The organism is Pseudomonas gozinkensis, assembly GCF_014863585.1.
Lineage (GTDB): Bacteria > Pseudomonadota > Gammaproteobacteria > Pseudomonadales > Pseudomonadaceae > Aquipseudomonas > Aquipseudomonas gozinkensis.
Genome location: NZ_CP062253.1, coordinates 6,245,707 through 6,259,057, shown reverse-complemented (window position 1 = coordinate 6,259,057; position 13,351 = coordinate 6,245,707). Strand labels below are relative to the sequence as shown.

The following is a 13,351-nucleotide window of genomic DNA, read 5'->3' as shown; positions in this document are numbered from 1 at the left end:
GCTGCCAGCGACCGGCATAGCAGGTAGGATGTACGCCTATTTTGAGGGTGCCATCGTCAATGAAATTCAAGGATCTTCGGGATTTCGTGCAGCAGCTTGAGCAGCGCGGAGAGTTGAAACGCATCCAGATTCCCGTCTCGCCGGTGCTGGAAATGACCGAAGTGTGCGACCGCACGCTGCGGGCCAAGGGCCCGGCGCTGCTGTTCGAGAAGCCGACCGGTTACGACATCCCGGTGCTCGGCAACCTGTTCGGCACCCCCGAGCGGGTCGCCATGGGCATGGGCGCCGAGTCGGTCAGCGAACTGCGCGAAATCGGCAAGCTGCTGGCGTTCCTCAAGGAACCGGAGCCGCCGAAGGGTTTGAAGGACGCGTGGTCGAAGCTGCCGATCTTCCGCAAAATCATCGCGATGGCGCCGAAAGTCGTCAAAGACGCGCAGTGCCAGGAAGTGGTCATCGAAGGCGACGACGTCGATCTGGCGATGCTGCCGGTGCAGACCTGCTGGCCGGGCGACGTGGCGCCGCTGATCACCTGGGGCCTGACGGTCACCAAAGGTCCGAACAAGGATCGGCAAAACCTCGGCATTTACCGTCAGCAAGTGATCGGCCGCAACAAGGTCATCATGCGCTGGCTCAGCCACCGTGGCGGTGCGCTGGATTTTCGTGAGTGGTGCGAGAAGCATCCGGGCCAGCCGTTCCCGGTGTCCGTGGCCCTCGGCGCGGATCCGGCGACCATTCTCGGCGCAGTCACCCCTGTGCCGGACAGCCTCTCCGAATACGCCTTCGCCGGTCTGCTGCGCGACAGCCGCACGGAACTGGTGAAGTGCCGTGGCAATGATCTGCAAGTGCCGGCCACTGCCGAAATCATCCTTGAAGGCGTGATCCATCCGGGTGAAATGGCCGATGAAGGCCCGTACGGCGACCACACCGGTTACTACAACGAAGTCGACAGCTTCCCGGTGTTCACCGTCGAGCGCATCACCCACCGGATCAAGCCGATCTACCACAGCACCTACACCGGCCGTCCACCGGATGAGCCGGCGATTCTCGGTGTGGCGCTGAACGAAGTGTTCGTGCCGATCCTGCAGAAGCAGTTCCCGGAGATCACCGACTTCTACCTGCCGCCGGAAGGTTGCTCGTACCGCATGGCCGTGGTGACGATGAAGAAGTCGTATCCGGGCCACGCCAAGCGCGTGATGCTGGGTGTCTGGTCGTTTTTGCGACAGTTCATGTACACCAAGTTCGTTATCGTCACCGACGACGACATCAACGCGCGGGACTGGAACGACGTGATCTGGGCCATCACCACGCGCATGGACCCCAAGCGCGACACGGTGATGATCGACAACACGCCGATCGACTACCTCGACTTCGCCTCGCCGGTGTCGGGACTCGGCTCGAAGATGGGCCTGGACGCCACCCACAAGTGGCCGGGCGAAACCACTCGCGAGTGGGGCCGCGTTATCGTCAAGGATGATGCCGTCACCCAACGGATCGATGCCATCTGGAATCAGTTAGGAATAGATTGATGCGTGTAACCCTGCAGCCCTCCGGAGCGGTGCTCGAGATACAGCCCGGAGAGCGGATTCTCGATGGTGCGCGGCGCCTGGGCTACGAATGCCCGCAAAGCTGCCGCAACGGCAATTGCCATGTGTGTGCGGCGCTGCTGGTGGAAGGTCGGGTCGAACAGGCCGGCAAGGTGCACGACCACGGCGAGTTCTACACTTGCATAGCGGAGCCGCTGGAAGACTGCATCGTGCTGTGGGATGGCGTGCTCGCGCTGGGAGAACTGCCGGTGCGCAGCGTGTCGTGTCAGGTCATCGAATGCCGGGACGTCGGTGGCGATACCTGGCGCGTGCGCCTGCGTGCGCCGGCCGGCAAGCCGCCGCGTTATCACGCGGGTCAGTATCTGATGATCGAGCGCGAGAACGGCGAGAAGTCGGCGTTCTCCATGGCCTCGGCGCCCCACGGCGGGCGCGATCTGGAAATCCATGTGCTGGCGCGCGAATCCAGTGCGCTGAGCCTGATCGATCAGCTCAAGCGCAACGCGATGGTGCGGGTTGAACTGCCGTTCGGCGACACTCATTTGGCGGAACTGCCGGACGGACCGCTGGTGCTGATTGCCGCCGGCACCGGTATGGGCCAGATCCACAGTCTGATCGAACATTGCCGGGCCAACGGATTCAAACATCCGGTGCACCTGTACTGGGGCGTGCGTCGTCCGGAAGATTTCTATGAGATCGAACATTGGGACGAGTGGCTGAAGTTACCCAATCTGTTCCTGCACAAAGTCGTCAGTGACCAATGCGGCTGGGAAGGGCGCTGCGGCATGTTGCACGAAGCGGTCTGCGAGGATTTCCCTGATCTGAAACCGCTGCACGTTTATGCCAGCGGCTCGCCGGCCATGGTCTACGGCACGCTGGATGCGCTGGTGGAAGCGGGGATGGATGCCCATCAGATGCGTGCGGATGTGTTTGCATACGCGCCGCGCTCTTGAGCCCTGTTCCTGAGTTCGTTATAACTCTCCATATAGCCGATCGGTATTTATGTAATTGCATAAATGCCGGTAGGTTATATATCCATCAGGCAATCAATTAAGAACTGTGCCATGGCACTCAAATTGCCTTAAAACATATGTGCCTTATTGTTACAGCGGTGCGTTCTATTAAGTAATTCTTCACCCGCGGGGAGCTGAACGCTATTCGCCATGAGCGCCATTGAAAACGCTTTTCTGAACCTGGCTTACCCTCCGCGGCTCGATCTTGGGCCGCAGCTGACGCACGAACAACTTCTCGCTTCCATGCAGTCGACCATGGCGCGCCACAAGGGCGGGCCGGTGTGGCTGTTCGCCTACGGTTCGCTGATCTGGCGGCCGGAATGCTCCGCCGTCGAGCGAGTGCGCGGACGCGTGCATGGCTACCATCGTGGCTTGTATCTGTGGTCCCACGAGCACCGCGGCACGCCGGAAATGCCCGGTCTGGTCTTCGGTCTGGATCGCGGCGGTTCATGCAGCGGCTTCGCCTACCGGTTGCCGGAAGACAATCTGGACAGCGCGCTGTATGCGCTGTGGAAACGCGAGATGCCGTTCCCGTCCTATCGGCCACACTGGCTCAACTGCCGACTCGAAGATGGCAGCCAGGTTCAGGCGCTGGGATTCGTATTGGAGCGACACCTGCCCAGCTATGCCGGCAACTTGCCGGATCATGTGCTGAGCCAGGTGTTCGAAAGCGCTTGCGGGCGGTACGGCACGACTCGCGATTATGTCGAGCAGACCGCCCACGCTCTGCGCAGCCACGCCATGCCAGACCGGAATCTGGAGGCGCGGCTCAAGCGCTGTAAGTCAAAGGCCGATCAGGCGACTGCTTCGCGGCTCTGACTGGCGACTTGCTTGTGCCACAGGGTCGGTGCCAGGAAAGCCATCGACAGCAGGCAAGCGCCCACCAGCAGCACGAAACCACCATCCCAGCCGAAATGGTCCACGGTGTAGCCCATCGCTGCACTGGCCGCGACCGAACCACCCAGATACCCGAACAGGCCGGTGAAGCCTGCGGCAGTGCCGGCGGCTTTCTTCGGCGCCAGTTCCAGCGCCTGCAGGCCGATCAGCATCACCGGGCCGTAGATCAGGAAGCCGATGGAGAACAGCGCGATCATGTCGACGGTCGGGTTGCCGGCCGGGTTCAGCCAGTACACCAGCGTCGCGACGGTCACCAGTGCCATGAACACCATGCCGGTCAGGCCACGGTTGCCACGGAAAATCTTGTCCGACATCCAGCCGCACAGCAGCGTGCCCGGAATCCCTGCCCACTCGTAGAAGAAATAGGCCCACGAGGTTTTATCCACGGTGAAACCCTTGGCTTCCTTCAGGTAGGTCGGCGCCCAGTCCAGCACGCCGTAGCGCAGCAGGTAAACGAAGACGTTGGCCATGGCGATGTACCAGAGCATTTTGTTGCGCAGCACGTATTTGACGAAAATTTCCTTGGCGCTGAATTCGTCTTCGTGGCTGGCGTCGTAGCCTTCCGGGTAGTCGTTCTTGTACTTCTCGATCGGCGGCAGGCCGACCGATTGCGGGGTGTCGCGCATGGTCACGAAAGCGAACACCGCTACTGCCAGGGCTACGGCAGCCGGGACGTAGAACGCTGCGTGCCAATCGTTGAACAGGCCCATGCCGATCAGGAACAGGGGGCCGATCAGGCCGCCGCCGACGTTATGCGCCACGTTCCACACCGATACCACGCCGCCACGTTCCTTCTGCGACCACCAGTGCACCATCGTGCGTCCGCTCGGCGGCCAGCCCATGCCCTGGGCCCAACCGTTGATGAACAGCAGGATGAACATCATGGTTACGCTGGACGTTGCCCAAGGCGCGAAACCGAAAATGAACATCACCCCGGCCGATACCAGCAGGCCGAATGGCAGGAAGTAACGCGGATTGGAGCGGTCGGACACCAGGCCCATGAGGAACTTGGACAGGCCGTAGGCGATGGCGATGGCCGACATCGCCAGACCCAGATCGCCACGGCTGTAGCCCTCGTCGATCAGGTACGGCATGGCCAGCGAGAAGTTCTTGCGCAGCAGGTAGTAACCCGCGTAGCCAAAGAAGATGCCGGCGAAGATCTGCCAACGCAGGCGTCGGTAGGTGCTGTCGATTTTTTCTTCAGGCAATGGAGCCTGATGTGCGGCAGGACGAAAGAAAGCAAACATTCAAGAGCTCCAGATTTCTTGTTTTGACTGCGGATGCGAATGTTACAGTTTCGTTACCGAAAATAGCACCGCTTCCCATCGGCAAAACAGCGGAAATGTTGGAAGTCGCGCGTTCCTTTATGAACATGTCGCTCAGATATAAGTGCGGGGCGCTGTGGGAAAGGTTACTTCGGCAGCTTCCTGCCGTGTTTCAGGGTTTTGTAGGGCGCATGTTTGGGAAATGTCCTGCGAACAATGCAGAAGGCGCGGCGTTCTGTTTCAGGCTGCCGGGCTCTACCCTTTTGCGGTGCCAATCGGGCACTCGTGCGGTGAAGGGGGAGGGCTCATGCGGTGGTGTGTGTTGCTGATTTTGCTGGTTGTATCGGGAGGCGCGTGGGCGTCCGAGGTGCTGCTGATTCCGGAAAACAACCCGAGGCCAGTCTATCCGCAGGGGCTTTTCAGGGCTGGCGTGGTCGGTGAAGTGGGCGCCGAGTTCACCGTCCATGCCGACGGTTCGGTCGACCGGATCAGCTTTGCGCAAGACAGTCATCCGGAGCTGATTGAAGCGGTCAGGGTCGCCATCGAACAATGGCGTTTCAAACCATGGACCGTCGAGGACGACAGACCAGCCCAGACGCGAGTCCACGCGCCGATGGTCTTCAGGCTCGATCTGGATCAACCCATCCACATCAACCGACAACTGAAAGCCTTGAAGTGCCGCACCCTGAACGAATATCTCGGCAACATTGCGGAACAGTCGTGGATCGATGCCAAGGTGTTCGTTCACACCAGGGCCTACCTTTCCAATGTCTTCCACAAAGCGCAGCTGCCGGACGAACAACGCCTGGCGATGATCGCCAGACTGAACAAGCGGATTGCGACGATTGTCAGGGGATGCCGCGACAGCCCGGTCCGGACGTACATGAGTCTGTTGCCGGAGGACATTCGCAGTCTGATGTAAGGCTGGAATGCTCTGAAGGGCGACCCGGAAGTTGCCATCAATTCCGCGTCGCCCGATCAGGTCAGCGCACTTGCACTACAACTTTCCCGACAGCCTTGCGCTGCCCGAGATCATTGATCGCCTGCGCGGCATTGCCCAGCGGATAGACCTGCGAGACCAGCGGCTTCAATTTGCCCTCAGCAAACCAGCCGAACAATTGCTGGAAGTTCGCCGCGTTGTCCTGCGGCTGGCGCTGGGCGAAGGAGCCCCAGAACACGCCGAGCACTGCCGCGCCCTTGAGTAGCGCAAGGTTGACCGGCAGTTCGGGAATGCGTCCGCTGGCGAAGCCGACCACCAGCAGGCGGCCGTTCCAGGCGATGGCGCGGATGGCCTGGTCGAACAGGTCGCCGCCGACCGGGTCGTAGATCACGTCCGCGCCCTGGCCGTCGGTGAGGCGCTTGATTTCGTCCTTGAGGCTGGTTTCGCTGTAGTTGATCAGTTCATCGGCACCGGCAGCCTTGGCCACGGCGAGTTTTTCCGCGCTGCTGGCGGCGGCGATCACCCGGGCGCCCATGGCTTTGCCGATTTCCACGGCGGCCAGGCCAACACCGCCGGAGGCACCGAGCACCAGCAGGGTTTCACCCGGTTGCAGGTTGCCGCGTTGTTTGAGGGCGTGCATCGACGTGCCGTAGGTCATGCTGAAGGCGGCGGCGGTGTTGAAATCCATCGATGGCGGGATCGGCAGCACGTTGTAGCCCGGTACTGCGACCTGCTCGGCGAAGCTGCCCCATCCGGTCAGGGCCATGACCCGGTCGCCAACCTTCAGGTGACTGACCTTTTCACCCACTTCCCTGACCACGCCGGAAGCTTCGCCACCTGGCGAGAACGGGAAGGGCGGCTTGAACTGGTACTTGCCCTCGATGATCAGCGTGTCCGGGAAGTTGACCCCGGCGGCGTGCACGTCCAGCAGGATTTCGTTCTTCTTGGCGACAGGACTGGCGACGTCTTCCAGCACCAGCGATTCGGCAGGGCCGAAGGCTTTGCACAGCACGGCTTTCATCAGGGCTATTCCTTTGGGAGTGATGGCCGATAAGTGTAGGTGTGGCAGTCAACGGGTCAACGAGCATGCCCGGCCCTGATAGTCCGCCATAAGCTTGTGCTTGCGCGGCGGGTCGTTATGCTAGGCCGCAAACCGGATAAGGAGCGAATTGTGAAAGCGTGGATCATGTTGTTGCTGGCCCTGTCTCTGCCTGTGGCAGCGCAGGCCGAAGAAGCCAAAGAGGGCGAGGCGCCGAAGGTCAACTACATCACCCTGAGCCCGCCGTTTGTGGGCAACTACGGGCTGGATGGCACCCCGAAGCTCAAGGTCTACAAGGCCGACGTGGCACTGCGAGTGACTGGCGAAGAGGCGACCAAACTGGTCAAGGCCAATGAACCACTGATCCGCAATCAGCTGGTGGCGCTGTTCACCCAGCAGACCACCGATGCGATGGGCAGCATCGAAGGCAAGGAAAAACTGCGTCAGGAAGCCTTGAAGCAGACCCAGCAAGTGATGAATGACGAGACCGGCAAGCCGGTGGTTGAAGATCTGTTGTTCAACAACCTGATCATTCAGTAAGGCATTCGTTGTCCGGGCGGGCCTCTTCGCGAGCAAGCTCGCTCCCACAGTGGTTTTGTGGTGCCACACATTTGTGTGATCGCCGCTGAGCCCTGTGGGAGCGAGCTTGCTCGCGATGGCATTTTGTCAGGCGACAAATGACTCAGGGTTTCAACGCGATCGCCGCCGCCCACTGCTCGGCCGTCACCGGCATCACCGACAGCCGCGAGCCCTTCTGCACCAGCGGCATCTCGGCCAGCGCGGTCTGCTGTTTCAGATAATCCAGCTTCAAGACCCGGCTGAACGTCTCCACGTGGGCGACATCAATCGCGCTCCAGGCGTTCTTCTCCGGCGTGGCTTTCGGGTCGAAGTAATGGCTTTCCGGTTCCAGTGCGGTGGGATCCGGGTACGCGGCTTCGATTATTTTGCTGATTCCGGCAATTCCAGGCTCCGGGCAGCTGGAATGGTAGAAAAAGAACTCATCCCCGACCGCCATGGCCCGCAGGAAATTACGTGCCTGATAGTTGCGAACCCCGTCCCAGCGCGCTTTGCCGAGCTTCTCCAGGCCCTTGATCGAGAGCTCGTCGGGCTCGGATTTCATCAGCCAGTAGGCCATGGTGTGTGCTCCTCAAGCGGTCATTGGGCAGGTTGTCCGGCAATTTTATGACAAACCGACAGTCGGTTGACGTCAGCATTTGCGCAGAGGTTCACGTTGTCGCAAAATGCCGGCCTTTAAAGCTTGACGCTGCTGCACGGCCTACGAATGGAAACCGCTGCTGTCATCGTGATGATGTGCCTTGAGGGGGGCAATCGATGAAACGCAAACCGGATTTGCTGTGGACTTTGGTGATTTTGTTCGGCCTGGGCGTCGTGACCACCGGTTATGCGCAAAGCCTTTGGGCCAACAAGACCGATGCTCCGATCGAAGTGGCGCAGCAAGTACAGCAGTCGACAGCGTTCAAACGCTGAAAACGCTTTTTCGACGCCGCTGATCCGCGCGGCGTCTATCCCGCGAAATACCACGCCTTGTCCGTCACCGTTCCCTGCAACGGTACATCCCAACTGGCCTGCGCCAGTCGTTCGACTTTCTGACATTCATGGGCCAGGCCCAGCAGCGTCGGCTTGCGCCAGGTCTTGCGTCGGGCCAGATACGCCAGGCTGCGATCGTAGAAACCGCCGCCCATGCCCAGACGTCCGCCGACATCGTCGAATCCCACCAGTGGCAACAACACCAGATCCAGTGCCCAGACCTTGCGCTGACGGGCCAGATTGGCGCGTGGCTCAAGAATGCGGAAGCGATTGGGTTTGAGTTTTTCGCCGGGGCGGATCTGCTGAAAGATCATTTTGGTCCGTGGCCAGGCACTGAGCACCGGCAGGTAGGTTTTCTTGCCCCGACGCTGGGCGGCGCGCAGCAACAGGCGCGGGTCGATTTCACCGTCGGTGGGAAGGTACAGGGAAATGTGTCTGGCCCGACGAAAGTGCGGGTCTTGTGCCAGTTGCTTGTACAGACCCTCGGCGGCCTGGCGTTGTTCGCTTCGCGTCAGCGAGCGGCGGGCCTTGCGCAGCAGGCGGCGCAGTTGGGGGCGGGGCAACAACGCGGGTTCGGTCATGGTTCGGCTTCGGCAGGGTGGGACGAAAACGTACGCATAAAAAATCCGATGCCGGCATGCACCGGCATCGGATTCGAATCAGGCTCCCCGGATGAGCCGCTGTCGACTTAGCCCTTGAACCCGAGAGTTCAAGGTGGAGGATGCAGTAGGCTTTAAGGCTTTCCGTCTGGCGGACATGCACACCAGCCCAACGTGCAACCCCCAGGGTAGTGCAAATCGGCTCAGGGACATCGTCAACTGGCAAGCACCCCAGGGAGTGCGGCGAGTATAACTCAAGCGGCCTGGCGAATCAGCCCTTGCTGATGTCCGGATCGTCGGCCAGCACCAGATCGACACGATCAAGCAAGTCACGCACCTGTTCACGGGTCGAACCGCTGGCCTGGATGTCCGGGCGCTCTTCTTTGTGCAAGAGATCGTGGGTGATGTTCAGCGCGGCCATCACGGCGATGCGGTCGGCGCCGATGACTTTGCCGCTGCTGCGGATCTCGCGCATCTTGCCATCCAGGTAGCGGGCGGCGCTGATCAGATTGCTGCGCTCTTCCTGGGGACAGATGATCGAATACTCTTTGTCGAGGATCTGCACGGTAACGCTATTGCTTGAACTCATGAGTCTTGCTCCAGGGCCTTGAGGCGCGAAATCATCGATTCGACCTTACGCCGGGCGATTTCGTTTTTTTCAATGAGGTGCGCGCGTTCCTCGCGCCAGGTCTTTTCCTGAGCATGTAAGAGTGCGTTTTGACTCTTTAGTTGCTCGACTCGGGTAATCAGCAGTTCGAGTCTGGCCATCAGCGCTTGCAGGTCGGTGTCTTCCATTGTGTCCACTGATTCGGTCTGATGGGTTTGGCTGGCGGACAGCCTTTAATGGTCTTGGCGAGTCTGTCGATGTAGGATACAAGGCCTTCATTCTAGACATAGCGCCGTCTGGCGCCTAGCTGCCCATGCCCATTCAGAATTCCCCGTACCAAGGCTTTGCCACCCTGCTGAACTCCAGCGGTCACTCCGTTTCGCCTGCCGAACTGCACGGCCTGTTGCTGGGCCGCAGTTGCGCTGGCGCCGGCTTCAATGCCGAAGAGTGGCTGATCGATGCCGCCGAGCTGCTCGAAAGCGAGCCGCAGGACAACGTCCGCAACGCGCTGATCGGCCTGCAGGAAATGGTCAAGAGCGAACTCACCGGCGACGACGTCACCGTGGTTCTGCTGTTGCCGAACGATGACGCGCCACTGGCCGAGCGTGCCGCCGCGCTGGGCGAATGGTGCCAGGGCTTCCTCACCGGTTTCGGCCTGAACTGCCGCGACAGCAGCATGCTGAGTACCGAAGCCACTGAAGTGTTGCAGGATCTGGCAGCGATCTCCCAGGTGCAAGATGCACTGGAAGAGTCCGAAGACGGCGAAAGCGACTATATGGAAGTCATGGAGTACCTGCGTGTCGCTCCGCTGCTGCTGTTCTCCGAAACCAAAAAGGCCGACGTGCCGCCAGCGGCCAAGCCGTCGCTGCACTGATCGCGTGCCAGGGAAAGCCATCTGCCCATGATCCATATCCCGAAAGCGGAATACGCCCGGCGTCGCAAGGCGCTGATGGCGCAGATGGAACCCAACAGCATCGCGATCCTGCCGGCCGCCGCGGTTGCCATTCGCAACCGCGACGTCGAGCATGTCTATCGCCAGGACAGCGATTTCCAGTACCTCAGCGGTTTCCCCGAGCCACAGGCGGTGATCGTCCTGATGCCCGGTCGTGAGCACGGCGAGTACGTGCTGTTCTGCCGTGAACGCAACGCCGAACGGGAACTCTGGGACGGCCTGCGCGCCGGTCAGGAAGGCGCGATTCGCGATTTTGGCGCCGACGACGCCTTCCCCATCACCGACATCGACGACATCCTGCCGGGCCTGATCGAAGGTCGCGACCGGGTGTATTCGGCCATGGGCAGCAACCCGGAATTCGACCGCCATCTGATGGACTGGATCAACGTGATCCGCTCCAAGGCGCATCTCGGCGCCCAGCCGCCGAACGAATTCGTTGCCCTGGATCACCTGCTGCACGACATGCGCCTGTATAAATCGGCGGCAGAAGTGAAGGTGATGCGCGAAGCGGCGCGGATTTCTGCCCAGGCCCACATCCGGGCGATGCAGGCCAGCCGGGCCGGGCTTTACGAGTACAGCCTCGAAGCCGAACTGGATTACGAGTTCCGCAAGGGCGGGGCGAAGATGCCGGCCTACGGCTCGATCGTCGCTGCCGGGCGCAACAGCTGCATCCTGCATTACCAGCAGAATGACGCGCTGCTCAAGGACGGCGATCTGGTGCTGATCGACGCCGGTTGCGAGATCGACTGTTACGCCAGCGACATCACCCGCACCTGGCCGGTCAACGGCAAGTTCTCGGCCGAGCAGAAAGCGATCTACGAACTGGTGCTGGCCTCACAGGAAGCGGCATTCGCCGAAATCGCTCCGAACAAGCACTGGAACCAGGCGCACGAAGCGACGGTTCGGGTCATCACCGCGGGGCTGGTGAAGCTGGGGCTGTTGCAGGGCGAAGTGGACGAGTTGATCGCCTCCGAGGCCTACAAGGCTTTTTACATGCACCGCGCCGGCCATTGGCTCGGGATGGATGTGCATGACGTCGGTGAGTACAAGGTCGGCGGCGAATGGCGAGTGCTGGAAGTCGGCATGGCGCTGACCGTGGAGCCGGGCATCTACATCGCCCCGGACAATCAGAACGTAGCGAAGAAATGGCGCGGCATTGGCGTGCGCATCGAGGATGACGTGGTAGTGACCAAAAGCGGTTGTGAAATCCTGACGGGTGGCGTGCCGAAAACCGTCGCCGAGATCGAAGCCCTGATGGCGCAAGCACGGACCTGCGCGGCATGAGCCGGGTCAATCTGGCAATCATCGGTGGCGGTCTGGTCGGCGCCAGTCTGGCGTTGGCCTTGCAGGCCGGGGCCAAGGCCCGTGGCTGGAAGATCGTGCTGATCGAACCGTTCGCCCCCGGTGACACCTGGCAACCAAGCTACGACGCGCGTTCTTCGGCGCTGTCCTTCGGCTCGCGGCAGATTTATCAGCGACTGGGCGTGTGGCAGGAAATCTCCCGCCGCGCCGAGCCGATCAAGCAGATTCATGTGTCCGACCGTGGTCGTTTCTCCACCGCCCGTCTTTCGGCGATGGAAGAGGGCGTGCCGGCGCTCGGCTATGTAGTGGAAAACGCCTGGCTCGGCCAGTGCCTGTGGCAACACCTCGATAAAGAGGTGATCAGCTGGCGCTGCCCGGCGGAAGTCACCCGCATGGAACCATTGCCGGACGGCTACCGCCTGACCCTCAACGACGAAACGACGGTCGAGTGCGATCTGGCGGTGCTCGCCGATGGCGGCCGTTCCGGTCTGCGCGAACAGCTGGGCATCAACGTACGCAAGCGCCCGTACAACCAGAGCGCGCTGATTGCCAACATCACCCCGAGCGAAGCGCACAACGGCATGGCGTTCGAGCGCTTCACCGACGAAGGCCCGATGGCGCTGCTGCCGCTGCCGGAGAACCGTTGCGCGCTGGTCTGGACCCGTCTGGGCATGGACGCGCAACGGCTGGCCGACCTGAGCGAACGTGATTTCCTCAGCGAGCTGCAAGGCGTGTTCGGTTACCGCCTCGGCACCCTGAAACAGGTCGGCGCGCGGCATCTGTACCCGCTGTCGCTGGTGGAGGCCGAAGAGCAGGTGCGCTCGCATCTGGCCGTCCTCGGCAACGCTGCCCACAGCCTGCACCCGATTGCCGGGCAGGGTTTCAACCTGTCACTGCGCGATGCCGACGCGTTGGCCGCCGCGCTGCTGGCCAGCGACAAACCGCTGGGTGACTTCGCCACGTTGCAGGCTTATCGCGAGCGTCAGCGCCTCGATCAGGACCTCACCGTCGGCTTCTCCGATCAGGTCACGCGCCTGTTCGGCAGCACCCAGCCGCTGGTGTCGCTGGGGCGCAACATCGGCCTGCTCGGCCTCGATCTGCTGCCGCCGGCCAAACGCTGGTTCGCCCGCCAGGCCATGGGGCTGGGGACGCGGCCGGATGCGTGAGTGGCTGATAAAGACTTTCGGTAAAGCGCGACTGATGCGCTGGATCATGACGTTCTACCCGCCGTACTTCGGCGCCGGTGTCCGGGTGCGGCACATCAGCGATGACTTTCGTGACATTCAGGTCTCGATGGGCCTGGGCTGGTACAACCGCAATTACGTCGGCACCCAGTTCGGCGGCAGTCTGTATTCGATGGTCGATCCGTTCTTCATGTTGATGCTCATGGAGAACCTCGGTTCGCGGTACATCGTCTGGGACAAGGCCGCCGACATTGATTTCATTTCGCCGGGCAAAGGCCCGGTGTTCGCCCGGTTCAACATCGACGACACCCTGCTCGACGAGATTCGTCGGCAGACCGCCAGTGGCGAGAAATACCTGCCGCAGTTGCAGGTCGACATTCATGACGGCGCCGGCAACCTGGTGGCGCGGGTCGGTAAAACCCTTTACGTGCGGCTCAAGCCGCCAGCGAGACAGGCTTAAAGCA

General features: G+C 61.3%; 16 protein-coding genes and 1 other RNA gene. 10 read left to right on the top strand and 7 right to left on the bottom strand.

The genetic code is table 11. From position 1 onward, the window contains the following. The first annotated feature begins 59 nt into the window (after nucleotides 1–59). The 3 genes from ubiD (at nucleotide 60) to IHQ43_RS28010 (ending at nucleotide 3,373) form a co-directional block, all read left to right on the top strand. The gene (gene ubiD, locus IHQ43_RS28020) at nucleotides 60–1,526 is read left to right on the top strand and encodes a 4-hydroxy-3-polyprenylbenzoate decarboxylase (protein ID WP_192562786.1); all 1,467 of its coding nucleotides are present in this window, start codon (nucleotides 60–62) and stop codon (nucleotides 1,524–1,526) included. Further along, a complete protein-coding gene (locus tag IHQ43_RS28015) occupies nucleotides 1,526–2,494 on the top strand; it encodes a CDP-6-deoxy-delta-3,4-glucoseen reductase (RefSeq protein ID WP_192562785.1) in 969 nt (322 codons plus the stop codon). Before ubiD ends, IHQ43_RS28015 begins: the two co-directional genes overlap by 1 nt. A gap of 210 nt (nucleotides 2,495–2,704) precedes the next feature. After that, nucleotides 2,705–3,373, top strand: coding sequence for a gamma-glutamylcyclotransferase (locus tag IHQ43_RS28010; RefSeq protein WP_007951821.1), 669 nt, complete (start codon nucleotides 2,705–2,707; stop codon nucleotides 3,371–3,373). Here the strand turns inward: IHQ43_RS28010 and glpT are convergent. Then, entirely contained in the window at nucleotides 3,349–4,698 is a 1,350-nt protein-coding gene (gene glpT, locus IHQ43_RS28005) for a glycerol-3-phosphate transporter (protein WP_007951819.1), read from the bottom strand. The two genes, IHQ43_RS28010 and glpT, sit on opposite strands and share 25 nt — an antisense overlap. 325 nt (nucleotides 4,699–5,023) lie before the next feature. On the opposite strand from glpT, the gene IHQ43_RS28000 reads away from it, so the two are divergent. Beyond that, entirely contained in the window at nucleotides 5,024–5,638 is a 615-nt protein-coding gene (locus tag IHQ43_RS28000) for an energy transducer TonB (RefSeq protein WP_192565070.1), read from the top strand. A gap of 61 nt (nucleotides 5,639–5,699) precedes the next feature. Here the strand turns inward: IHQ43_RS28000 and IHQ43_RS27995 are convergent, their stop codons facing one another. Next, complete coding sequence (locus IHQ43_RS27995; RefSeq protein ID WP_192562784.1) at nucleotides 5,700–6,677, bottom strand: NADPH:quinone oxidoreductase family protein; 978 nt, start codon at nucleotides 6,675–6,677, stop codon at nucleotides 5,700–5,702. Between the two features lie 150 nt (nucleotides 6,678–6,827). Between IHQ43_RS27995 and IHQ43_RS27990 the strand changes: the two genes are divergently transcribed. Then, complete coding sequence (locus IHQ43_RS27990; protein ID WP_192562783.1) at nucleotides 6,828–7,235, top strand: flagellar basal body-associated protein FliL; 408 nt, start codon at nucleotides 6,828–6,830, stop codon at nucleotides 7,233–7,235. Between the two features lie 142 nt (nucleotides 7,236–7,377). Here the strand turns inward: IHQ43_RS27990 and IHQ43_RS27985 are convergent, their stop codons facing one another. Then, nucleotides 7,378–7,830 (bottom strand): EVE domain-containing protein, encoded by a 453-nt coding sequence (locus IHQ43_RS27985; RefSeq protein ID WP_192562782.1) that lies wholly within the window; start codon nucleotides 7,828–7,830, stop codon nucleotides 7,378–7,380. 197 nt (nucleotides 7,831–8,027) lie between these two features. Between IHQ43_RS27985 and IHQ43_RS27980 the strand changes: the two genes are divergently transcribed. After that, nucleotides 8,028–8,183: a hypothetical protein gene (locus tag IHQ43_RS27980; protein ID WP_024014743.1), complete on the top strand. Its 156-nt coding sequence runs from the start codon at nucleotides 8,028–8,030 to the stop codon at nucleotides 8,181–8,183. Between the two features lie 35 nt (nucleotides 8,184–8,218). Here IHQ43_RS27980 and IHQ43_RS27975 read toward each other — a convergent pair whose 3' ends face one another. From IHQ43_RS27975 to IHQ43_RS27960, 4 genes are all read right to left on the bottom strand, one after another. Beyond that, nucleotides 8,219–8,824 carry a 5-formyltetrahydrofolate cyclo-ligase gene (locus IHQ43_RS27975; RefSeq protein ID WP_192562781.1) on the bottom strand — a complete coding sequence of 202 codons (606 nt, stop codon included), beginning with the start codon at nucleotides 8,822–8,824 and terminating at the stop codon, nucleotides 8,219–8,221. Between the two features lie 80 nt (nucleotides 8,825–8,904). Further along, nucleotides 8,905–9,083, bottom strand: a non-coding RNA gene (gene ssrS, locus IHQ43_RS27970) — 6S RNA. Nucleotides 9,084–9,113: 30 nt separating this feature from the next. After that, nucleotides 9,114–9,431 (bottom strand): cell division protein ZapA, encoded by a 318-nt coding sequence (locus tag IHQ43_RS27965; RefSeq protein ID WP_007951811.1) that lies wholly within the window; start codon nucleotides 9,429–9,431, stop codon nucleotides 9,114–9,116. Then, nucleotides 9,428–9,637: a TIGR02449 family protein gene (locus IHQ43_RS27960; RefSeq protein ID WP_064379955.1), complete on the bottom strand. Its 210-nt coding sequence runs from the start codon at nucleotides 9,635–9,637 to the stop codon at nucleotides 9,428–9,430. The genes IHQ43_RS27965 and IHQ43_RS27960 overlap by 4 nt, the downstream gene beginning before the upstream one ends. A 125-nt stretch (nucleotides 9,638–9,762) precedes the next feature. Between IHQ43_RS27960 and IHQ43_RS27955 the strand changes: the two genes are divergently transcribed. The 4 genes from IHQ43_RS27955 to IHQ43_RS27940 are packed head-to-tail and all read left to right on the top strand — an operon-like array spanning nucleotide 9,763 to nucleotide 13,347. Beyond that, the gene (locus tag IHQ43_RS27955) at nucleotides 9,763–10,323 is read left to right on the top strand and encodes a YecA/YgfB family protein (protein ID WP_007951810.1); all 561 of its coding nucleotides are present in this window, start codon (nucleotides 9,763–9,765) and stop codon (nucleotides 10,321–10,323) included. Nucleotides 10,324–10,350: 27 nt separating this feature from the next. Further along, entirely contained in the window at nucleotides 10,351–11,685 is a 1,335-nt protein-coding gene (gene pepP / locus IHQ43_RS27950; RefSeq protein ID WP_085696903.1) for a Xaa-Pro aminopeptidase, read from the top strand. After that, the gene (ubiH, locus tag IHQ43_RS27945; RefSeq protein WP_007951808.1) at nucleotides 11,682–12,869 is read left to right on the top strand and encodes a 2-octaprenyl-6-methoxyphenyl hydroxylase; all 1,188 of its coding nucleotides are present in this window, start codon (nucleotides 11,682–11,684) and stop codon (nucleotides 12,867–12,869) included. The genes pepP and ubiH overlap by 4 nt, the downstream gene beginning before the upstream one ends. Beyond that, the gene (locus tag IHQ43_RS27940; RefSeq protein ID WP_192562780.1) at nucleotides 12,862–13,347 is read left to right on the top strand and encodes a DUF4442 domain-containing protein; all 486 of its coding nucleotides are present in this window, start codon (nucleotides 12,862–12,864) and stop codon (nucleotides 13,345–13,347) included. Before ubiH ends, IHQ43_RS27940 begins: the two co-directional genes overlap by 8 nt. Nucleotides 13,348–13,351: the final 4 nt, after the last annotated feature.